Source organism: Nocardia sp. NPDC050630 (assembly GCF_044457245.1).
In the GTDB taxonomy this organism is placed as follows: domain Bacteria; phylum Actinomycetota; class Actinomycetes; order Mycobacteriales; family Mycobacteriaceae; genus Nocardia.
Genome location: NZ_JBITGN010000011.1, coordinates 115,137 through 136,512, shown reverse-complemented (window position 1 = coordinate 136,512; position 21,376 = coordinate 115,137). Strand labels below are relative to the sequence as shown.

Annotated in this window: 18 protein-coding genes; 14 read left to right on the top strand and 4 right to left on the bottom strand. The window is 66.9% G+C overall.

The features are described 5' to 3' along the window. Positions 1-102 precede the first annotated feature (102 nt). Positions 103-678, top strand: coding sequence for a TetR/AcrR family transcriptional regulator (locus ACIBG0_RS26145; RefSeq protein ID WP_397035653.1), 576 nt, complete (start codon positions 103-105; stop codon positions 676-678). A 71-nt stretch (positions 679-749) separates the two neighbouring features. Then, entirely contained in the window at positions 750-1,538 is a 789-nt protein-coding gene (locus ACIBG0_RS26140; protein ID WP_397035652.1) for an SDR family oxidoreductase, read from the top strand. A gap of 150 nt (positions 1,539-1,688) precedes the next feature. On the opposite strand, the gene ACIBG0_RS26135 is transcribed toward ACIBG0_RS26140, so the two are convergent. Both ACIBG0_RS26135 and ACIBG0_RS26130 read right to left on the bottom strand, forming a co-directional pair. Next, a complete protein-coding gene (locus tag ACIBG0_RS26135) occupies positions 1,689-2,639 on the bottom strand; it encodes a PDR/VanB family oxidoreductase (protein WP_397035650.1) in 951 nt (316 codons plus the stop codon). A 32-nt stretch (positions 2,640-2,671) separates the two neighbouring features. Further along, complete coding sequence (locus ACIBG0_RS26130) at positions 2,672-3,349, bottom strand: helix-turn-helix domain-containing protein (protein ID WP_397035648.1); 678 nt, start codon at positions 3,347-3,349, stop codon at positions 2,672-2,674. A 199-nt stretch (positions 3,350-3,548) separates the two neighbouring features. Here ACIBG0_RS26130 and ACIBG0_RS26125 point away from each other — a divergent pair, with 199 nt between their 5' ends. From ACIBG0_RS26125 to ACIBG0_RS26095, 7 genes are read left to right on the top strand one after another with little or no spacing between them, the layout of a single operon-like run. Next, complete coding sequence (locus ACIBG0_RS26125; protein ID WP_397035646.1) at positions 3,549-4,808, top strand: amidohydrolase family protein; 1,260 nt, start codon at positions 3,549-3,551, stop codon at positions 4,806-4,808. An 8-nt stretch (positions 4,809-4,816) separates the two neighbouring features. Then, on the top strand, positions 4,817-5,584 hold the full coding sequence (locus ACIBG0_RS26120; RefSeq protein ID WP_397035863.1) for an ABC transporter ATP-binding protein: 768 nt from the start codon (positions 4,817-4,819) through the stop codon (positions 5,582-5,584). Next, entirely contained in the window at positions 5,581-6,426 is an 846-nt protein-coding gene (locus tag ACIBG0_RS26115; RefSeq protein WP_397035644.1) for an ABC transporter permease, read from the top strand. Before ACIBG0_RS26120 ends, ACIBG0_RS26115 begins: the two co-directional genes overlap by 4 nt. A gap of 36 nt (positions 6,427-6,462) precedes the next feature. Further along, entirely contained in the window at positions 6,463-7,641 is a 1,179-nt protein-coding gene (locus ACIBG0_RS26110; protein ID WP_397035642.1) for an ABC transporter substrate-binding protein, read from the top strand. An 8-nt stretch (positions 7,642-7,649) separates the two neighbouring features. Continuing rightward, the gene (locus ACIBG0_RS26105; RefSeq protein WP_397035862.1) at positions 7,650-8,966 is read left to right on the top strand and encodes an FAD-binding oxidoreductase; all 1,317 of its coding nucleotides are present in this window, start codon (positions 7,650-7,652) and stop codon (positions 8,964-8,966) included. Next, positions 8,963-9,733 (top strand): creatininase family protein, encoded by a 771-nt coding sequence (locus ACIBG0_RS26100; protein ID WP_397035640.1) that lies wholly within the window; start codon positions 8,963-8,965, stop codon positions 9,731-9,733. The genes ACIBG0_RS26105 and ACIBG0_RS26100 overlap by 4 nt, the downstream gene beginning before the upstream one ends. Further along, positions 9,730-11,118 (top strand): amidohydrolase family protein, encoded by a 1,389-nt coding sequence (locus ACIBG0_RS26095; protein WP_397035638.1) that lies wholly within the window; start codon positions 9,730-9,732, stop codon positions 11,116-11,118. Before ACIBG0_RS26100 ends, ACIBG0_RS26095 begins: the two co-directional genes overlap by 4 nt. Positions 11,119-11,391: 273 nt before the next feature. Here the strand turns inward: ACIBG0_RS26095 and ACIBG0_RS26090 are convergent, their stop codons facing one another. Further along, a complete protein-coding gene (locus ACIBG0_RS26090; RefSeq protein WP_397035636.1) occupies positions 11,392-11,565 on the bottom strand; it encodes a hypothetical protein in 174 nt (57 codons plus the stop codon). A gap of 201 nt (positions 11,566-11,766) precedes the next feature. On the opposite strand from ACIBG0_RS26090, the gene ACIBG0_RS26085 reads away from it, so the two are divergent. After that, the gene (locus ACIBG0_RS26085; RefSeq protein WP_397035635.1) at positions 11,767-13,359 is read left to right on the top strand and encodes an HD domain-containing phosphohydrolase; all 1,593 of its coding nucleotides are present in this window, start codon (positions 11,767-11,769) and stop codon (positions 13,357-13,359) included. A gap of 239 nt (positions 13,360-13,598) precedes the next feature. On the opposite strand, the gene ACIBG0_RS26080 is transcribed toward ACIBG0_RS26085, so the two are convergent. Beyond that, entirely contained in the window at positions 13,599-15,413 is a 1,815-nt protein-coding gene (locus ACIBG0_RS26080) for an ATP-binding cassette domain-containing protein (protein ID WP_397035633.1), read from the bottom strand. Between the two features lie 268 nt (positions 15,414-15,681). Between ACIBG0_RS26080 and ACIBG0_RS26075 the strand changes: the two genes are divergently transcribed. The 4 genes from ACIBG0_RS26075 to ACIBG0_RS26060 all read left to right on the top strand — a co-directional run bounded on the left by ACIBG0_RS26075 (position 15,682) and on the right by ACIBG0_RS26060 (position 21,367). Next, positions 15,682-18,936: an AfsR/SARP family transcriptional regulator gene (locus ACIBG0_RS26075; protein ID WP_397035632.1), complete on the top strand. Its 3,255-nt coding sequence runs from the start codon at positions 15,682-15,684 to the stop codon at positions 18,934-18,936. A 73-nt stretch (positions 18,937-19,009) separates the two neighbouring features. Then, the gene (locus ACIBG0_RS26070) at positions 19,010-19,447 is read left to right on the top strand and encodes a DUF4267 domain-containing protein (RefSeq protein ID WP_397035631.1); all 438 of its coding nucleotides are present in this window, start codon (positions 19,010-19,012) and stop codon (positions 19,445-19,447) included. A gap of 7 nt (positions 19,448-19,454) precedes the next feature. Further along, positions 19,455-19,907: a DUF2871 domain-containing protein gene (locus ACIBG0_RS26065; protein ID WP_397035629.1), complete on the top strand. Its 453-nt coding sequence runs from the start codon at positions 19,455-19,457 to the stop codon at positions 19,905-19,907. Further along, positions 19,904-21,367 (top strand): amidase family protein, encoded by a 1,464-nt coding sequence (locus ACIBG0_RS26060; protein WP_397035626.1) that lies wholly within the window; start codon positions 19,904-19,906, stop codon positions 21,365-21,367. The genes ACIBG0_RS26065 and ACIBG0_RS26060 overlap by 4 nt, the downstream gene beginning before the upstream one ends. Positions 21,368-21,376: the final 9 nt, after the last annotated feature.

Here is a 21,376-nt window from a genome sequence, read left to right as displayed (position 1 = left end):
ACTGGAACCGGTTCGGGCCTGTCGGCTGAGCGACCCGGAAGGTCGACGGCCGCGGCCACCAGTTTTCTTGACCTAGGGGTCAATAACATTTAGAGTCGTCGCATGGGCAGGCCACGGAACTTCGAAACCGATACCGTGGTCGAGCGCGCGATGGAGGAGTTCTGGACCCACGGGTACGCCGGTACCTCTCCCGCGCAACTCGCCGAGGCCACCGGCGTCGGCAAGGGCAGCCTGTATCACACGTTCGGCAGCAAACGGCAACTGTTCGACCAGGTATTGGCCCGCTACGGACGGATGGGCGTGGAGCACGCCGAGGAGCTGCTGTTCCAACCGGGAACCGCCCGCGAACGCATCGGCGCGTACCTGCGTCAGACCGTGGATTCCGATGTCGCACAGCCGGTTCGGCGGGGTTGTATGGTCGTGAATACGGCCGCCGAGCTCGGTGGCCACGACGAGGAGATCACCCGAGCCCTGCGCGGCATCGAGGATGGCATCGTCGCCGTGCTGGCCGCCCGGATCGAACAGGGCCGACGCGACGGCGACGTCGGCCCCGACGTCGATGCGCGGGCCACGGCCGAGTTCCTGCTCAACACCAGCGTCGGCCTGCGCATCATGGCCAAGACCCGCGACACCGAAGCGCTGTATCGCACTATCGACGTCGCCCTGACCGCCCTCTGACCGATCCGCCACGTTGCGGTGGCTCTCGCATACCCCAGTTTTTGACCTGTAGTTCAAGAAAGGAAGTCTCCATGGATCTCGAATTGACCGGCAAGACCGCCGTCGTCACCGGAGCAAGCCGCGGCATCGGCCTGGCCGTCGCCGAGACGTTGTCCGCTGCGGGCGCACGCGTGGTCGGCGCCGCCCGCACCATCACACCCGAACTCGAAAAGGCCACCGTGGCCACCGCTTCGGTGGATCTGAGCTCGCAAGACGGCGCCACTGCGCTCGTGGACACCGCGCTGAAAGAGCTCGGCGGCATCGACATCCTGATCAACAACGTTGGTGGCGGCGACGCCGACCAACTGACGCTGCGCGGATTCCTCGACAGTACCGACGATCAGTGGCGGCACTTCCTGGATGTCAACCTGTTCAGCGCCGTCTGGGCGACCCGTGCCGCCCTGCCCAGCCTGCTCGACCGTCGCGGCGCGATCGTGAACGTCTCCTCGATCAACGCACATCTCCCGTCCGCCGGGCCGGTCGGCTACAGCGAGGCCAAGGCCGCGCTCACCGCCTTCGGCAAGCGCCTGAGCGAGGAGTTCGGTCCGCAGGGAGTCCGCGTCAACACGGTCTCGCCGGGCGTGGTCGGCACCCGGATCTGGCGCGGTTCCGAATGGGTCGGCGCGAAGCTCGCCGCCGCACAGGGCATCTCGCACGAACAGCTGCTGGCGGCGCTGCCGGACCAGTTCGACATCGCCTCGCGCCGAATCTCCGAACCGGAAGAGGTCGCGGCCCTCGTGGCGTTCCTGGTCTCGGGCAAGGCTACCAACATCGTCGGAGCCGACCTCGTCATCGACGGCGGGACCATCAAGACCAGCTGACCCCCTACATCAGGACATCGCGCGGCCGGCGCGTTGGCCGCCTTCGCCCCGGTGCGGCGAAGGCGGCCCCAGCGGCTGGATAAGGCAGCCCCAGTGGCCCGGTACTACCGCTCCGTTCGTGCCGCCGAATTCGATCGGGCATTCAGCGCTTCACAGTTCGAGCACCAATCGTGCTCCAGCGCAGCGTGATACGCAGATCATCATGGACTCGCCCTCGGCGCGCTCCTCCGGCGACAGCACAGAGTCGCGGTGGTCGACCTCCCCGCTCACCACGCCCGTCTCGCAGGTTCCGCAGGTCCCTTCCCGGCATGACGAGAGTGCGACCACGCCGCATTCCTCGGCCACCTCGAGTATTGATCGAGTCGCCGGGACCGTGAGCGTCAGCCCCGACATCGCGAGGGACACCTCGAACGCGACCGCGGCAGACTCCGCGAAATCTCGCGCGACGAACCGCTCAGCGAACACATCGACCGCCTCGAGTCCCGCGCAAGCGTCCTCCGCGGCGGCGATCAACCCTGCTGGACCGCAGGCCATTACCGCGGTTCCCGGCGTCGAATCGGCGAGCAGTGCCGCCACATCCAGGCGTCCCGCGCGCGCCGAGTGATGCGGTAGGACCGCATCGCCGTAGCGTTCGCGTAGCTCACGCAGGTAAGCCATGGCCGACTCGTCACGGCCGGTGTATATAAGCCGCCACGGCCGCCCGCTGCGCTGCGCGGCGGCGGCGAGCGCGAGCATCGGCGTGATCCCGATACCGCCGGCGATCAGCACGTAGCCGAGTGCACGCACGAGCGGAAAGTGATTGCGCGGCGGCCGGATCGAGGCCGTTGCGCCGATCGACAGGAGTTGGTGGGCCCGGACCGAACCGCCGCGCCCATGCGCCTCACGCAGTACCGCGATCCGATAGGAAATGGTGTCGTCGGGATCGGAAACCAGCGAGTACTGCCGGACGATCCCGTCGCCGAGTAGTAGGTCGATATGCGCCCCCGCCTGCCACGGCGGTAGCCGGTCACCGTGCGGGTGGCCGAGGGTGAACTCGTCGATGTTCTCGGCCACTCGGCGGCGGTCGCGTACGACGACGGTGATGGAGTCGGAATCATTCATCAGGGCCTCCAGGAAATACGGGCCCCGCCTAGTTATTTGTCCCAGCCACGGGAATCCGCCTCGCGCCCAGCCGCTTTCACGACAATCAGCCTGGCATGCGGGCCGCCCACCACACGCCACCGGTGTGGTGTGCCGCCAGTGTAGTAGAGGCTGTCACCGTCGGCGAGTCGCGCGTGGCCATGGTCACCGAGGTCGACCACGATCGCCCCCTCGACGACGTACACCCACTCGTCCTCGTCGTGCTCGAAGTAGGGGCCGAACTCGGCATGCACATCGACGAACTCTTGCGGGTAGAACGATGCGCGCCCGTGCACCAGCAGCCGGGTCGAGCCCTCCTCCTGCCCCGATCTGGCGATACCCCGCGGCAACTGGACGCCCTCGTGGGATCGGATCACCTGCCCCTCGGCGGTCCCTTCGGCGTCCTCACCGCCGCGGGTGTCCGCCGCCAGCATCAGTTCGACCTGGGTGGTTCCCAGCGCTTCGGCGATGCGAGCCAGTGTCAGCATGCTCGGCCGTGCCAGGCCACGTTCGAGCTGACTGAGGAACGGGTGCGAGATCTGCGCCTGCTCGGCCAGCCGGACCAGGGTGAGTCCGCGATCACGCCGGCGGCGGCGGATCTCGGCCCCGAGCATGGTTTGCGCGTCGACGGTCGCCTTTTTGGTCACGTTCTCCACCTTCATATCCCACCACCGATCGTCGAAGTGCGTCACGGACGGGCACCCGCACGCTAGACCACCCGTTGTCACGTCGGCGAATTAACAAGACCGTAGCTGGCTCGTTCATCTACCCGAAACAAGGCGGCTGAATAGTGCTAAATGTTGATCACATCAACATTAGCTCTATCCGTAACGTCTCGCCGACCAGCCACGAGCGGGCCACCACGACCTGTTTCTCTCTCGAAGGACCTCCATGGATCATCCGCTACCGCAGCGTGTTTCGCGCCTGTGCGGGGCAACCTTGCCCGACGGCTCGGTGGTCGATCTCGACATCGGACGCGACGGCGGGCACTCGCTGGTGACCGCGGTTCGCGCGAGTGCACCGGACCGGATCGGCGAAACCTCCGACACCTCAATAGATCTGACCGGTTTCGTGCTGTTGACCGCACCCGCCGAGCCACACGCACACCTGGACAAGGCGCTGAGCTGGGATGCGCTCACGCCGACCTTCGGCAATCTCGGAGCGGCGATCGACACATGGCGCCAGGGCAGTGCAGAACTGACCGAGGAGTCTTTCCGCAGCCGGGCGACCGCGGCGGCATCGGCCCTGTTGCGCAACGGCACGACCGCCATTCGGTCGCACGTCGACATCCTCGGTGGCACGGACCCGTTGCGCGGTATCCGCGCGGTGCACAGCGTACGTAGGCGATTGTCCGGGCTCGTCGACATCGAGATCGTGGCGTTGACACCCCCGGCGGCCGATCCCGGACTGCTCCACGCGGCCCTGGACGCGGGCGCCGATTTGATCGGTGGCGCACCGCATATCGCGCCGGACCCGATCGCCGAACTCACCCGGCTACTCGATATTGCCGAGGCCCGCGGAGTCGGCGCCGACCTACACGTCGACGAGTTCCTGTGCGGCGACCACCACACACTGGCCCACTTCGCCGAGCGGGTCGCCGGGTGGCCCGCCGCCCGGACGCGCACCGCTGGGCACTGCTGCAGGCTCGGCACCATGGCCGCGGACGAACTGGCCGCGCTGCTGGCCACCGTGGCGCGCAGTGGCGTGGGGATCGTCAGCCTGCCCATCACCAATTTGTATCTGCAGGGCTGGGATGACCCGGTCGCTATGCCGCGCGGATTGACCGCGCTCGCCGCGCTGCTCGACGCGGGCATCCCCGTCGCGGCCGGTGCCGACAATGTCCGCGATCCGTTCAACCCGATCGGCCGCAGTGACGCACTCGAAACGGCCGCACTGCTGATCACGGCTGGTCATCTGGCGCCGGAAGTGGCCGTGCACTTGGTTACCGACGGTGCGCGCGCGGTGCTCGGCTTGCCCGAGGCCGGCGCGAAACCCGGCGCCCGCGCGGAATTTCTCGCCGTACGCGGCAGCAGTCTGCTCGATGTTGTCGCGAACGCACCTGCCGACCGGATCGTCATTCGCGACGGCGCGATCGTATCCATCAGCCGAACCGACCATCGCACAGCCGATTTCGCAGTACTGGAGGTCTGATGTCCAGCATGCCAACCATGAGCGCCGCCCCGCCTCGCCCCGGCAGTCAGGTGCTCGGATTCGAATCGACCGAGCTTACCTATCCCAACGGCACGGTCGCGCTCTCGGGCGTTGATCTGACAGTCCGGGCCGGTGAATTCGTCAGCGTCGTCGGGCCCTCTGGATGCGGGAAGTCGACGCTGCTTCGAATCGCCTCCGGCCTGGAGTCCGCGACCGGGGGTTACACCCAGGTCGGGGCGAATCGGATCGGCTATGTGTTCCAGGACGCCACCCTGCTGCCATGGCGCTCGGTGCGCGACAATGTTGCGCTACTGGCCGAACTCGATCACATGGCCAAGGCCGAACGCTATCGCCGTGCCGACGATGCCATCGAGTTGGTCGGTCTCGCTGGGTTCGCCGAACACCTGCCGCGCATGCTCTCCGGCGGTATGCGGATGCGGGTGTCGCTGGCTCGTTCGCTCACCGTTGATCCCGAGTTGTTCTTATTCGACGAACCTTTCGGCGCACTGGATGAGATCACGCGACAGCGGCTCGGCGACGAGATCACCGAACTATTCGACGACCGCCGCTTCGCGGGCCTGTTCATCACGCATTCGGTGACCGAGGCCGTGTACCTCTCGACCCGCGTCGCGGTGATGTCGGGCAGGCCGGGCCGCGTCGTCGAGGAGATCGACATTCCGTTCGACTTTCCGCGCCGACCGGATATCCGCTTCACCCCCGAATTCACCGCACTCGCGAGCCGAGTCTCGCAGGCGCTGCGAGGAAGTCACACATGAGCGTCGAAACACTCACTGCCGCAACAGTATCCGATCCAATTGTGACCATCGCCCCGGCGCGCACGGTCAAACTGCGTACGGTCCTTGCTCCGCTCGCGGTCCTGGCCATGGTGATCGGCGCCTGGTACCTGGTCACCTACACAGTGTTGGCACCGTCGCGCCGGTTTCTGATGCCGCCGCCGCACGAAGTGGTAACCGAAGGCCTGCTCGGTCCGGGAGCGCCGGATATGTGGGAGGCGTTGCGGCGGACCGCGACCGTGGCGTGCGCCGGTCTGGTGATCGCCGTGGTCCTCGGGATCGTCTGGGCGGTGCTGATGTCGCAAGCCGGTTGGGCGGAGATTGCCCTGTTTCCTTATGCGGTGGTGCTGCAGTGTATTCCGATCCTGGCATTGGTTCCGCTGATCGGCTTCTGGTTCGGTTTCGGATTCACCGCGCGGGTGTTCGTCTGCGTGCTGATTGCCCTGTTCCCGGTGGTGTCGAACACGCTGTTCGGGCTGAAATCGGTGGACAAGGGCCTGCGGGAACTGTTCGCGCTGCGTGCCACTGGCCGGATGACGGTGCTGCGCAAGCTCGAGTTCCCGGCCGCGATGCCCGCCATTTTCGCCGGTGTCCGGATCTCGGCCGGGCTCGCGGTGGTCGGCGCGATCGTCGGCGACTTCTTCTTCAAGCAGGGCGATCCCGGCATCGGCATCCTGATCGACAACTACCGATCCCGGCTGCAGTCACCCGAATTGTTCGCCTCGATCCTGCTGGCCTCCGGCCTCGGCGTCGTAGTTTTCGCGTTCTTCAGCTGGCTGTCTCGCCGGCTGGTCGGCGCTTGGTACGACTCCGCCCGCAACTGAAATCCCACCCTGCCGCTGCGCCCCTTTGGGAGAAACATGAGAACACTTAGTCTGCCGCGTTCGGCCCGCCTGACCGTCTCGGCGACCGTCATCGGCCTCGCCGTACTGACCGGCTGTGCCCAAACCGACAGCCCGACAGCGACTTCCGGTTACAGCGGCCCGATCGGCGCGATCGACTTGAAGCAGGTCTGCCCGACGAAAATCGTGGTGCAGAGCGATTGGAACCCGGAGGCCGAACATGGCGGCCTCTATCAACTACTCGGTCCGAACCCGGCGATCGACGCCGCGGGCAAGAAGGTCACCGGTCCGCTTTTCGCCCACGGTGAGTACACCGGGGTGGACCTGGAGATTCGCGCCGGTGGCCCCGCGATCGGATTCCAAACCGTGACATCGCAGATGTATCAGGACGACTCGATCATGCTCGGCTTCGTCGACACCGACCAGTCCATCCAGTCCGCGGCCACCAAACCGACCACCGGCGTCTTCGCACCGCTGGAGATCAACCCGCAGATGATCATGTGGGATCCGGCGACCTATCCGAATGTGCACTCCATCAGCGACCTGAAAGCCGCGAAGGCGACCGTGCTGTACTTCCAGGGCGCCGCCTATATGGACTATCTGACCGGTGCCGGCATTCTCGACAAGAGTCAAGTGGACGGCAGCTACGACGGCACACCGGCCAACTTCGTCGCTGCCGGCGGCGCCAAGGCGCAACAGGGGTTCATCAGCACCGAACCCTATCTCTACGAACAGAAGATCGCCCAATGGCACAAGCCGGTGGCCTACCAGTTGCTGCACGACACCGGATTCCCCGTCTACAAGTCCGCGCTCGCGGTCCGGTCCGGGGAGCTGGAGGCGGATTCGGCGTGCCTGCAACGCCTTGTTCCGGTAATGCAGCAGGCCCAGCTCGACTATTTCGCCGATCCGGCCACGGCCAACGATCTGATCGTGCAGGCAGTCGACAAGTACGACACCGGCTGGGTATACGACGCGGGTAACGCGGCCTATGCGACGAAGCGCATGCGCGAGGCCGGTGTGGTCGGCAACGGCGGCAATGCCACGGTCGGTGATTTCGACACCGCGCGAGTTCAGCGGGTCATCGACATCACTCGGCCGATCTACACCGAGCAGAAAGTCTCGGTCCCACAAGGACTGACGACCGAACAGATCGCGACGGACCGATTCATCGATCCCAAGATCGGATTCGCGTCGTGACCGCCGCCATGATCGAGGCCGGTGATCGTCCCGACTTCGGCCCCGAGCAACTCGACGGCCTGGTCGATGACCTGCTCGCGCTGCTCGGCCCGCGCGGCGTGAGTACTCTCGACCGCGCTCTGGACCGCGCCTCCCGTGACGGGTCGGGGATGAGCCCGATCCTCTCGGCCCAGCAACCCCTCGGGCGGCCGGACGCGGTGTGTTATCCGAAGACGGCCCAACAGGTTCCGGCGATTGTGCGGGCTGCGGTGCGTCGCGGCGTACCGATCACCACGCGCGGCAAGGGCACCGGCAACTACGGCCAAGTGGTGCCGCGCTTCGGCGGCCTTGTCATGGACATGACCTCGCTGGCCGGTATCCAGGACATCACCGACACCACCATCACCGCGGAGGCGGGCGCCAGGATGATCAACCTGGAGCAGGCCGCGTGGGATGCCGGACGGCAGCTCTGGATGTACCCGTCGACCGCGCAATCCACCCTCGGCGGATTTCTGGCCGGTGGCTCCGCCGGTACGGGCACCATCGTGCACGGTCGCAACCACATGGGTTTCGTGGAATCCGTCGATGTCGTCTACGGCCACGAAGATGCCGAACTGCTCCACCTCGAAGGTGCTGCGGCACAGCCGATGGTGCATACCTATGGGGTGGCGGGGATCATCGTTTCGGCCACGGTCCGGTTGGAACCACTGCAAGACTGGAGGTGCGTGTACGCCAGCTTCGGGTCCCATTACGAGGCATTCCCGGCCGCCATGCGCGCCGCGTCGATCGAACCGAAGCCGCGGCTGTTGTCCGCCGATGGTGCGATGATCGTCGACGCACTGCCGTCGGACCCCGCGTTGGTGCTCGGCAGGGCCAGTGTCCGCGGCATCGTCGACGCCGCGGCGCTCGACGAGACGGTTGCGGTGCTGGAGGCCGGTGGCGGCCGAATCGAGGCGGTGCGCGAGGGGCTGGCGCAGACGATGCGGCTGAGCACCCTCTCTTACAACCACCCGACCTGGTGGCTGCAGAAAGCCGTGCCGGACACCTACTTTCACATGGAATGCCAAGGCGACGCGCTCGTCACCCGGCTTCGGGAGGTGGAGGACGTCTATGACGGCGGGATGCTGCACTTGGAAGTCGGGCATCAGACCATGTTCGGGATGATCAACGGCGTCTACCACGATCCCGAACAGGTATTCGCCGGGGTGCCCGCGCTCGAGGCGCTCGGCGTCGCTGTGCATTCGCCGCACCAGTCCTATGTCGATCTCGACGCCGATCGGGTCCGGGCGCTGGCACGCAGCACCGATCCGAAGGGTCTGCTCAATCCAGGAAGGTGGCAGCGGTGACCACATCCACCCGGCACTTCGCCGATCTGACCACGGCCGAAGTCGTCGAGGCGCTGAGCCGCGACTCCGTGCTCGTGCTGCCCACCGGCGCAATCGAACCGCACGGCCCACATCTGCCGCTGCGCACCGATCTGGTGCTGGCCGAGGCCGTTTCCGGCGCCGCGCTCGATCGCGCCGCCGCCGAGGGCAATGACGTATGGTTGCTGCCCGCATTGGGATACACCAAGTCCGACGAGCATGCCAATCTGCCCGGCGCGATGTGGTTGCAGGCGGAGACGATGATGCGCGTCGTAGTCGATCTGGGGCGCAGCATCGCCGCGACTCCGGCGCGGCGGGTCTTGTTCGTCAATTGCCACGGCGGCAACTCGGCCCTGCTCGAGGTGGCGCTACGTGAATTGCGCCGCCGATTCGACCTGCAGACCTTCCTCTACGCATCGCCTGCCCGGCCAGGGCCGACCGAGGAGGGTTTCGGCATCCACGCCGGATGGGCCGAGACGTCGATGATGCTGCACGTGCGCCCCGATCTCGTCGATATGGCCAAGGCGAAAGCGGCTGTACCGCACTCGATCGCGGGTCACAAGCACGTCGGATTCGGTAAACGGGTCCGATTCGGTTGGCTCGCCGACGATTTCGCCGAGTCCGGCGTGATCGGCGATCCGACCGGTGCGGATGCCACGTTCGGCGCCGAACTATTCGAGAGCACAGTCGGTTCCCTGGTGCAGGCCATCCCGGAGGTCAGCACCTTCGATCCCGGACGCGTCGGATGACCGTACTGACAATCAAGAATGCCACGCTGCTGCCCGTCGCGGGAGATCGCGAGTGGTTGCACGGCTGGATGACCGTCGATGCCGACGGCCGGATATCCGGTGTCGGAGAAGGAGATCCGCCTGCCGAGGGTGGTGAGGTCCGCGACGTGGCGGGCGCCATGGTCGGGCCCGGCTTCGTCTCCGCGCACAGCCATATCTTCACCGGTGGAATGCGGGGTGTCGCCGCCAACAGCACGCTTTACCCGTGGGTCACCCGCAACACCGAGATGCTGCTCGCCGCAGGCGCCGAGGACCTGTATTGGCTCACCCTGGCCGGGTCGTTCGACTTTCTCGCCAACGGCATCACCTCGGCCTACAACTTCACCCAGAGCCGGGTGCTGGCGCTGTTCGACTACGCCTCCTCGAGCATGAAAGCCGCCGCTGTTCGGCCGCTCGAGTTTCTCACCCGCCAGATCGACGCCACCAGCGACGCGGGCATCCGATTCGTCGCCAGCGTCCGGCTCGACGATGAGCAACTGCCCGAAGACGAAGCGCTCGGGACCTTCGGTGCGGTGATGGATTACGCGAAAACGACGGTGCCGCCGAATCTTTACCTGGGGGGCTCGGTCTACGGATCCGTACAGTGGTCGACCTCGCCTGCCACCGCCGAGCGTGAACGCACCATGATGGACCGTCACGGTGTCACCAACCAAGCCCATTTCGTCGAAACCGCGGAACAACTCGACATCCAGCAAGCCAAGTTCGACTGGTACGACGAAGCCGGAGTCCTCGGCCCGGATTTCGCGTTCGGCCACTTCGTCCATCCCACTGACCGAATGATCGACCGCGCGGCCGAGACCGGATGCGCGATGGTGTGGCAGCCGATGTCCAACGGCCGCCTCGGATCCGGGATCGCCGATATACCAAGGATCTCGGCCACCGGCATGCGTGTAGGGATCGGGCTGGACGATCAATCGTGCACCGACGTGTCCGACCCCTTCGAAAACATGCGCACCGGCCTGTACACCCAACGCGCGCTGCACAGCGACGCAGCCATCCTGACACCGGCACAGATGCTCCGACTGCACACATTCGGCGCGGCATCGGCCATTGGCGCAGCAGACCGGATCGGCTCGCTGGAGGTCGGAAAATTCGCGGACTTCATCATCGTCGATCCGTTCGACCCCGACACTGGACCAGTCTGGGATCCGGTCGCCACCTACGTCTTGGCCTGCTCGACACGCAACCTGCGTGCGGTGTACGTCGGCGGGCACTGCGCATGGGCCGGTAGCCGCTCGACCCATCCGCTCGCCGATCAGGCCACTCGCGAACTGCACCAACGAATGGTCCGAGTAGCGGCGGCCAATGGTTTTCACCCAGCCCTTCGGTCACAGACCCACCTTTAGCCCGGCATTGGTCGCTGCCCACGGCGGCAGGGCGGCCACACCTGGCAATTCACCTCGGCGGCCTGCACCTCGTCGCTCCCCTGGATCGTCGCACGCCTCGGGCTTCCGGTGAGGACATCGCGGTCGTCCCGCTGCCCGCCTGTACCGCGCCATGGTCCGCCTCGGCCGCAGCAGTCCGACCCACGCACCCCGCGACCCAAACTCTCCTGGCACCTGAGCAGACGCGATCGAAAGACGAACCAGGCGATCAGTCTTGGCCGTGCTCGCGCCGGATCACTCGTGTTGAGAGGCCGCCGCAGCGGCGGCCGCGCTCTGGTCGTGGTCGCGCAGCAGCCGCAGGACGGTGGCCGGCGAGGGGTGGCGGCCTTTCTTCTCGGCGTGGGTGATGACCAGGCGGGCGGCGATGTCACGCAGGCTGTGGCCGTTCTCGCGCAGGTGCAACGCCATGGAGAGCATGGCCTCGTCGGCGACGGCGGCGCCGCCGATGGTTTTGCCGCGCTGACGTCGGAAAAGCCCTCGAGATTTTGGGAAAGCACATGAGCTCGTGGAAATGCAGTCAGATCCGCTGGGGCCCGTGGGGGCATTGAGGCCGGTGTCTCGTCTTTCGTGCTGAGATGGCCGTTGTTCATTCGGGTGGACAATGGGAAGATGCACCCGCACGGGAGGCTGCCCGGCTCGGAAAAGGGTCTGAGCAGAGCCGAACTGCTCGCCGCGATATCGCTTGCGATCGACCTCGGTCTGGGTCAACCGATGGAACACATGCTTCGATCGTCCTTGATCGCGACACGGATCGCCGAGCGAATGGGGCTCGACCTGCAACAGCGAGCGACCGTGTACTACACCAATCTGGTCGGTTGGATCGGTTGTCACGCCGACTCTCACGAACTCTCGGCGCTCTTCGGCGACGATATCGCCTTCCGGGCCGGCACCTACGCGGTGGACACGACCGGCCTGCCGTTTCTGCGGCTGATGATGAGCCATGTTGGACGCGGATTGCCAGGCTGGGAGCGGGGCATCCGTGCCACCGCCTTTCTGGTCACAGCTCGCAGCCAGGTCGCCACACTGATCCAGTCGCATTGCAGTTCCGCCGGGGTTCTGTCCGATCGGATGGGCTTGGACGGGCAGGTCGGAAAGGCCCTGGCCTACGTCTTCGAACGCTGGGACGGCCGGGGGTTGCCCAACGGTTCTCGCGGAGAGGATATCCCGGTCGAGATCCACATCGCTCACGTCGCAGACGTGGTCGAGGTGCACCTGAGGACAGGTGGGCTCGAGCAAGCGAAGGCTGTTCTCCGCTCTCGGCGCGGCAGTCAGTTCAGCCCGGCCGTGGCGGCGGTGTTCGATCGTGATGCGGCGGCGATCGTGGACGGGTTGCTCGAAATGGACGTCTGGACCGTGGCGTTGGCCCAAGCACCGGATCGTGACCGAACCCTGACGGACCAGGAGAGCGACAAGTTACTCGAGGCCATGGCTGATTTCGTCGATCTCAAATCTCCGTTCACTCTGGGGCATTCGCGTGGCGTCGCGAATCTGGTGGCCGGGGCAGCCCAATACCTGGGTATGTCGCCGTCGGACATCAAGCATCTCTACCGTGCCGGCCTCGTGCACGGCCTCGGCAAAATGGGGGTGTCCAACCAGATCTGGGAGAAGAAGGGGCCGCTCACTACGGCTGAATGGGAACGGGTACGGATGTATCCGGATCTGACCGGCCGGATACTGAGCCGAGTCAACGGCTTGGAGTCGGTGGTGCCCGTCGCGATGAAGCACCGGGAACGGATCGACGGGTCCGGCTTTCCCCGGGGGATCGCCGGCGCGGAGTTGACCGCGTTGGACCGGCTGCTTGCCACGGCGGAGGCTTATCAGCGACTGCTCGAGCCGCGTCCCCACCGGCCGCCGCTCGATCCTCGCGGCGCTGCCGATCAGTTACGGAAGCAGGCGCGCGCCGGACGCTTGGACGCCGAGTCGGCTGCGGCCGTGCTTGCGGTGGCCGGTCCGCGGATATCGCGGCGGACGCCCTGGCCGGCCGGGCTGACCGACCGCGAGGTCGAGATCCTGCGACTCGTCGCGCAGGGGCGGTCGAACCGAGAAATCGCGGCCGAACTATTCATCGCCGAGAAGACGGCACGCAACCACGTCGAACGTGTCTACGCCAAGCTCGGCGTCAACAACCGCACACAGGCCAGTCTCGCCGCGATCGATCGGGGTCTGGCGGGCTTCCCGGTCAATGCGGCTGTGGGAAATTGAAGCATCCACTGCGCCAGGTACTTCAGCTCGGCAACCACCAATGATGCTGCCCGGTGCGGTATTCGATGTCACATGGCTCAGCGCGTATTCGGTGCGCGTCCGGGTGGACGGCATTGACAGTTGACAGGCCGGTCTGAACGTCGGGCTGTGCACCCGGAAGTGGAACATCGTTGGTGCCCCACGCCCGGTGCCCGCCGACATCTGTTCAGACATCTGGCGGGACCGACTGTGCGGGGCCTTCATCGCCGGGATGCGTCGGGCCGGGACCTCCGGTCCAACACCCATACCGTGGCCAGCATGAGGCCAACGGCGAACGAGGCGAGCGCGATGAGATTGGCGCCCGTGCCTCCGTGGAAGGTGTTGCCGTAGGCGGACATGGCCGGCAGCGTGGCGGTGTACCGGTCGAGATCCAGGTCGCGACCCAGCGCTTCGAATGCGTGGCGGTTGGATAGGCCGAGACTCATCACGCGTCCCGGGAAGGCCATCTCGTCTACGGGGACTATGGCGCCACCGAACAGAACCTGAGGGAAGCAGAGCATCGGCAGGGCGAGGGCGGCCTGCGCGGCGTTGGAGACCGCGGCCGACGCGAGCAATCCGAGGGCCAGTGCCGAGGTCGCCTCGATCACAATCGTCACAAACAGGAAGGCGTACACGTCCCATCCAACGGCGGGGAGCCGACCGAGCACCCGCAGCACACCCAGGAGCAACGCGCTCACTCCAGCCAGAACCGGAAAGAGTGCTGTCACCTTGGATGCCACGTAGGCGCCCACGCTGAGGCCGGCCAGGCGCTCCCGCCGGAAGATGGCCATCTCCCCGACGATCTGGAGCAGGCCGTACGTAAGGCCGAAGAAGAAGCCTGCGAATGCAATCCAGAACACGATCTGGGCCGGGCCGATGTCGGCTTCGCTACGCGGATCGAACGCGCCGCGCTTGAACAGCGTCGCCATCATCGCAGTGACCAACACCGGTGAGCCGAGCAGGACCGCCAGGGTCAGCCGGTTGCGAAGGAGAACATCGACATTGCGTCGGGTAAGTAGCCACCATTGCCGGACCGTGCCCGTGTGCTTGACGTCTGAACGGGTGGCAGGGATGGGCAGTAGAGCCAAGTCAGGTCGGGCTTTCGACTTTCCACCGCTGTCGGCGAATCGCTCTGCCCAGATCTGCGGGGTGTGCTCACGAGCCAGCCGGTCGTACACCTCGGTGAGATCCTCCACGCCGAAGTAGTGCCGAGCCTCGGTCGGGCTGCCGGTGAAGGCCAGGTGGCCGTCGCGCGCCAGGAATACCACCCGGTCACACCGGTCGATGCCGGCCGGCTCATGCGTCGTGAGGACGACTGTGACCCCGCGCTGGCTGAGTCGGCGCAGCAGGCGCATCACGTCGGCTGCGGTCGACGGATCTAGCCCCGAGGTGGGTTCGTCGAGGAAGAACAGGTGTGGCCGGGTCAGTAGCTCCACGGCGATACTGGCCCGCTTGCGCTGGCCGCCGGAGAGCGCTCGGACCGGCACCTCGGCCCGATCGGCCAGGTCGAGGTCATCCATGGTCTCTTCGACTATCCGGTCCGCCTCGGCCGCCGATGTGCCTGCGGGCAGCCGCAGCCGCGCCGCGTAGTGCAGTGTGCGGCGCAGGGGCATCTCGAGGTGGATGATGTCCTCTTGGGGCACGTAGCCGATACGGGAATCGGCACTGACTCGGGCCCGGCGAACGACGCCGTCATGCCGAATCTCCCCGGCAGACGGTGGTCGCAGTCCCGCGAGGATCTCCAGCAATGTGCTCTTTCCTGCTCCACTGCCGCCGGCAATGGCGACCAACTCGCCTGGTTCGATCGACAACGACAGCTCCTGAAGAATCTGCCGCGACCCGACATGCCGGCTTACGTTGACCGCATCGACCCGCCCGCCGCCCGGCATTCCACGTGCGTGATCTGAAGTGTGCTTACCGAACCGCTCGACGGTCGGTGGTTCGAATGTCAATTCGGTCATGACCGGTGATCTCCATGATTCCTGAACTCGATTTGTCATGCCCTGATCATCGGTCCGCCGCCTCCGTGGTCGCATGAGGCGTTTGCCTCAAATCGCACCCAGGAATGAATCGCCTCACCGGGCAGCGGGGCCACGCGGTTGCCCCGGGCGGCAGGGCGCAAGGCGACTGTGTCGGCCTTTCGACGCAGATCCACCAGCTACGGCCGGACACCGACCGGGTCCTCGCGGCCGTCGGCTTCCGCCGGAGGCGGTTCGATAGCCGCAATGCGGCGAGGTCGGAGGTTCGCCCGGTTTGACGAGCGGGCCGGGCGCCACGCAGGATCGACCGCGAGGTGGACGATTCATGCTGGTAAGGCTATTGGGGCCGGTGATGGTGGAGGCCGCGGACGGGACGAAGGCGTCAGTCGGGGGGCCGCGGGTGCGGGCGTTGCTGGGGTTGCTGGCGCTCGAAGCCGGGCGAGTGGTGCCGGCGGCGCGGCTGGTGGACGGGGTGTGGGGGGACAACCCGCCGGCGGGGACCGGGAATGCGTTGCAGACCTTGGCGAGTCGGTTGCGCGCGGCGGCACCGGGCGCGGTGCGCAATGACGGGGGCGGGTATGTGCTCGAACTCGCGCCCGAGGACGTCGATGTGCATCGGTTCACGCGTGAGGTCGAGGCGGGGCGGACATTGCTGGCGGCCGGTGAGGCCGAACCAGCCATCGCGTGCTTCGATGCCGCGCTCGCCTTGTGGCGCGGGGAGCCGTTGATCGATGCGGGGGAATCGGAGGCATTGCGCGCCGCGGCACTACGATTGACCGAACAGCGGCTCGAGGCAGTCGAACTGCGAGCGGACGCCTTTCGTGCCCTGGGCCGAGGCGGCGAGGTATTGCGTGAGCTCCGCACGGAAGCAGCGGCACATCCGTTCCGGGAGAAGCTGGCCGCACGACTGGTGCGGGCGCTGGCGGCAGCGGGACGAACATCCGAGGCGATACAACAGTTTCAACGAACCGAGACCCTGTTACTGGACGAGCTCGGGACGAAACCCGCCGAGGTGCTGCGTTCGGCCCTGGCCGACATTCACACGAACGCATCCCGTAGTCCCGCAGTCGACGAACCTGCCATCGATACGACGCCCGGATCGGGTCGAACGGCAGCATCCCGGACCAGCGGGACACCAAAGGTGTCCGTGCCGCTGCTGCCCAGGCGGTTCACCAGCTTCGTCGGACGCGGACGCGACGTGGAAGGAGTGCGACGGACGCTTCGCGAGGCCCGACTGGTGACACTGTCGGGCACCGGGGGCGTCGGGAAGACCCGGCTGGCCGCCGAGACGCTCGGGGCGCACGCCATGGACTGGGCGGACGGTTACGCTTTCGTCGAACTCGCCGCACTCGAGCGGGAACGGGCCGACCGGCCGGCCATGAACGCGGTCGGAGTGGCGATAGCGAACGCGCTCGCTCAGTTCGAGCGACCCGACGAACTGTCCACGGAATGGGCCAATGTACTGGAGCGGACGCTGTCCGGCCGCCGAATGCTGTTGGTACTCGACAACTGCGAGCATGTCGTGGAGGCGACCGCGCGCCTGATCGACGATCTGTTGCAGCGGCTGCCCCTGCTGCGGGTGCTCACCACGAGCCGGGAGCCGATCGGCGTGGACGGCGAGCGACTGTATCCGGTCCGGACCTTGGACCTGCCGGAAGCCGACGCGGGTATCGTGGCGGTCACCGCATCGCCCGCGGTCCGGCTGTTCATCGACCGCGCCACCGCGGCGCTCCCGGATTTCGCGCTGTCCGAGAGTAATTCCGCGGATATCCGCGCCATCGTGCGCAGCCTGGACGGCATGCCGCTGGCTATCGAACTTGCCGCCGCTCGCCTGCGGAGCCTGCCGCTGCCGGACCTCAGCGCGCGGCTCACCGATCGCTTCCGGCTGCTCACCAACAGTACTCGCCACGCGGTCCCGCGCCATCGCACCCTGCACGCGGCCGTCGCCTGGAGCTGGGGACTGCTCACCGATGCGGAAGCCGCAGCAGCACGGCGTTTTTCGATTTTCGCGGGCGGGGCGACCTTGGACGCCGTCACCCGGGTGTGTGGTCCGGACGCCATTGACACGGTCACCTCACTGGTGACGAAGTCGTTGGTAGACTTCGATGGACAGCGCTATCGAATGGCCGAGACCATCCGAGCCTATGCGACAGCGGAATTGACCGCCGCCGGCGATGCGGACGAGGTCGCCCGCATCCATGCCGACTGTTTCCTGGAATTCGCTGACGCCGCCGCCCAGGGATTACGCACTGCCGCACAACCCGATTGGCTCGCGCGGCTGATCGCCGAACACGGCAATTGCGAAACCGCGCTGCGGTGGGCGCTGGACGTCGGCGACGGCGAGCGTGCGGTTCGCCTGTACGCGAATCTCGTCTGGTATTGGCTGCTGCGCGGATTGCATGGCGACATCTCCGAACGCCGCCGCGAGGTCCTCGCCCTGCTCGGCGACACACCGCCACCGGGGTGCACCGGGGCCTATCTGGCCTGCCGATACGCCGAGGAGCTGCCGGCGTACTTCACCAACATCTGGTGGGGCCAAATCCGGGATGACACAGGGCAATTCGAGCGGCTGACCCGCGCGGCCCTCACCGAGGATCGGCCCCCGCACCCGATGTTCGTGCTCATACTGGCGCTGCGTGACCTGCTTGGCGACGACGACAGCCTGTTGACCGCGTGCACCACCTCCGACGATCCATGGCTACGCGGAAATGCGCTGATAGCACGAGGTTTCGATGAACTGGGCGGCGACCATCCGGCCCGCGCCCTGCCTACCCTCGAGGCGGCGCTGACCTGCCTGAGCGCGCACGGTGACAACCGGTCACACAGCCGCGCCCTGATCTCCCTGGCCAGCTACCGGACCCGGATGCTCGGCCTGGACAGCGCCCGCCCGCTGATCGCGAGCGCGCTGGAACTGCTCAGCGCCGACCTGGGCGCCGGTGAGCGCATGGGCGTGCTGCTCTTCACGGCGGATATGCACCTAGTCGGCGGCGATACCGACGGCGCGGCAACCTATATCGACCGGGCCGAGGCCCTGATCACCCCGCACATCGTCCCTGCGCCCGGGCGCTTCCTGGCGGCGATGCAGGCGCACCTGGCGCACCTGCGCGGCGACAACGACCGTGCGATGGAACTGTACCGGCGAATGTCCGAGCAACCGCTGCCCGCCGGCCCGCCACCCGCAGGACGCCACGATACCGTCCGCTTCGTAAACCTCGCCTTCGTGAGCACCGCGCACGCGGCGGCCCTGGTCGCGGCGGGACGGCCGGACGACGCGCTGCGAGAGCTGGCCATGCCCCGCGATCTGGCCGCCCAGACCTCGGCGGCGCTGCTGGCCGAGATCGGTATCGGTTATGCCCTGGTTGCTCTGGCGAAGGGTGCCCCGGAGTGCGCGGCCCGCATTCTCGGCGCCACCGACCGGATCAACCGGAGGGCCGGGGTGATCCGCATCGGCCCGTTCCGGCGGCGGGCGCTCGACCAGGCGGAAGCGGCGCTCGGGCCTGTGCGCCTCGGCGCGGAGTTCCTCGCGGGCGCCCGGCTTCCGGACGAGGCGGTGCTCGAACTGCTGCGTACCGTTCGCTGACAACGACTGTCAGCGAACGGTACGGGCCGCACTGGATGCTCGGGACGCGTATCCCATCGATCCAGGAGTGCTCATGTCCATTCCCTCGAACACGGAATCAGTTGTTTCCGTGCGTGGTTCCCGCCGGCTCGGCGAACGTCTCGGTACGGCAGGCGCCGTACTGGGAGCCGGGTTCATCATCTCCGTCGGCGGCGGTTATCTGTTCGCCCCGCAGCGACTGGCCCCGGGTTTCGGCCTCACCGACTGGCCGCGCGGTGACGCCGACGGCTTCCTGAATGTCAAAGGCGTCCGCGATGTGGTCACCGGCTTGATCATGCTGGCCCTGCTCGCGGCCGGGCAGCGCCGCGCCCTCGGCGTCACCCTGCTCACCATCGCCCTCATCCCGACCGGCGACATGCTCACCATCCTGGTCCGCCGCGGCTCCACCGCTACCGCCCTGAGTGTGCACGGCCTCACCGCCGCCCTGGTAGCCGCCACCGGCGGGCTGCTGCTGCGCCGTGAAAACCGTTGAGCGCCCGATGAAGACGCTGTTCAATACCGCGCACATTTACATGATCATCGGCCTGATTGCCGGATTCTACTACCGCGAGATCACCAAGGCCGAACATTTCACCGGGCGATCGGAGCTCGGTGTCGTGCACACCCACGTGCTGGCGCTGGGCATGCTGTTCTTCCTCATCGTGCTGGCCTTGGAGAAGCAGTTCACGCTCAGCGCCCGGAAAAACCTGTACGCCTGGTTCTTCTGGCTGTACAACATCGGCCTTGTCATCACCATCGCGGTCATGACGCTGCACGGCACCCGCACCGTGCTCGGCAGCAGCAGCGGTGAGGCGATCGCGCTCGGCGCGGGTGTGGGCCACATCCTGCTTACCGCCGGGCTGATCCTCTTCTTCATCACCCTCGGCAAATCCATCGACGACAGCCGAACACCGCGCACCGCAGCGGTATTCGCCGAACAGGAGGCATCGTGAACACCGGCCAGGACAGCGCGCTGTGGACGCGGGACGCGGTCTCGCTCGCGACGCTGATCGCCGAGGGCGCGGTCACCGCGGCCCAGGTCGTCGAGGCGCATCTCGAGCGCATCGAGCAGGTCGATTCCGAAATCGGCGCGCTTACCACGGTATTCGCCGAGACCGCGCGCGCGGAGGCGGCCGCAGCCGACCGCAGGGTGCCGATCGGGCCGCTGCACGGGGTTCCGGTCACCATCAAGAACAACCTCGATGTCGGGGGCAGCCCGACCACCTGGGGCGTGGCGGCCTTCGGACAGGCTGTCGCGGCAGCGGATGCACCCGCGGTGTCCGCACTGCGGCGAGCCGGGGCGATCGTCATCGGGCGAACGAACATGCCGGACTTCGCCACTCGCTGGCACACCGACAACGACGAGGCGGGCCCGACGGTGAATCCGTGGAACCCGACTCGCAGCCCGGGCGGTTCCAGCGGCGGTGACGCCGCCGCGGTAGCGGCGGGCATGACACCCCTCGGCCTGGGCACCGACTTCGGCGGTTCACTGCGCATACCCGCCGCGTTCTGCGGAGTCGCCTCCCTGCGCACCACACCCGGCCGGGTAGCGGTGGCCTCGAGTCTGTCCGGGGCCGCACCCGCACCGACGAACCAATTGTTCGCGGCACCAGGACCGTTGGCGCGCAGCGTGCGCGATCTGACGACCGCCTTCGAGGTCCTCAGTGACAGCGCTGATCTGCGCGATCCCGGATGGATTCCGGTGCGTGACGTGACCGATACCGCCCGGCCCGCGGTCGCCGTCACGCTCGGTGACGATATCGATCCGCAGCTGCGGGCCGCGCTGCTCGGCTGCGCCGACGCCCTCGAACGCGCGGGATATCCGGTAACCGAACTGGATCCGCCGCAATTGGGCGAGGTGGCGGCGGACTACGGCCGATTGGTCTCCACCGAGGTGGTGGTCCAGCGCCGCGAAGTCATGCGGCGAGTCGGCAGCGCTGGACTGAACACCTTCATCGACGCGGCGATCGACCTGTTCCCGCCGCTGGATCTGGCCGGCTACATGACCGCGCTGGGTGAGCGCCTCACCCGCCGCGCGGCCTGGTCCCGCTTCCTCGCGGAGCATCCGATCGTGCTCGGCCCGGTCTCGGACGAACTGCCCTGGCCGGTCGGCTACGACCTCGGCGGCACGGCACAAGTCGCGACCATGTATGCGGCGCACCGCCTCACTATCGCCGCCAACTACCTGGCCCTACCCGCGGTCACGGTTCCCGCGGGCGTCTCGGCCGAGGGGCTTCCCATCGGGGTCCAGTTGATCACCGCCCCATTCGCCGAGCGCCGCGCGCTGACTGCCGCCGCCCATATCGAAGTGGCCTTTCCGATGCCCACGCCCATCTCCCCGGCAACCGACCCGGCCACCCGGGACCCTGCCTGGGGCCAGGCTCCGTCCAGTGGCTCGGGCACGACACGGTGAACATTTTTG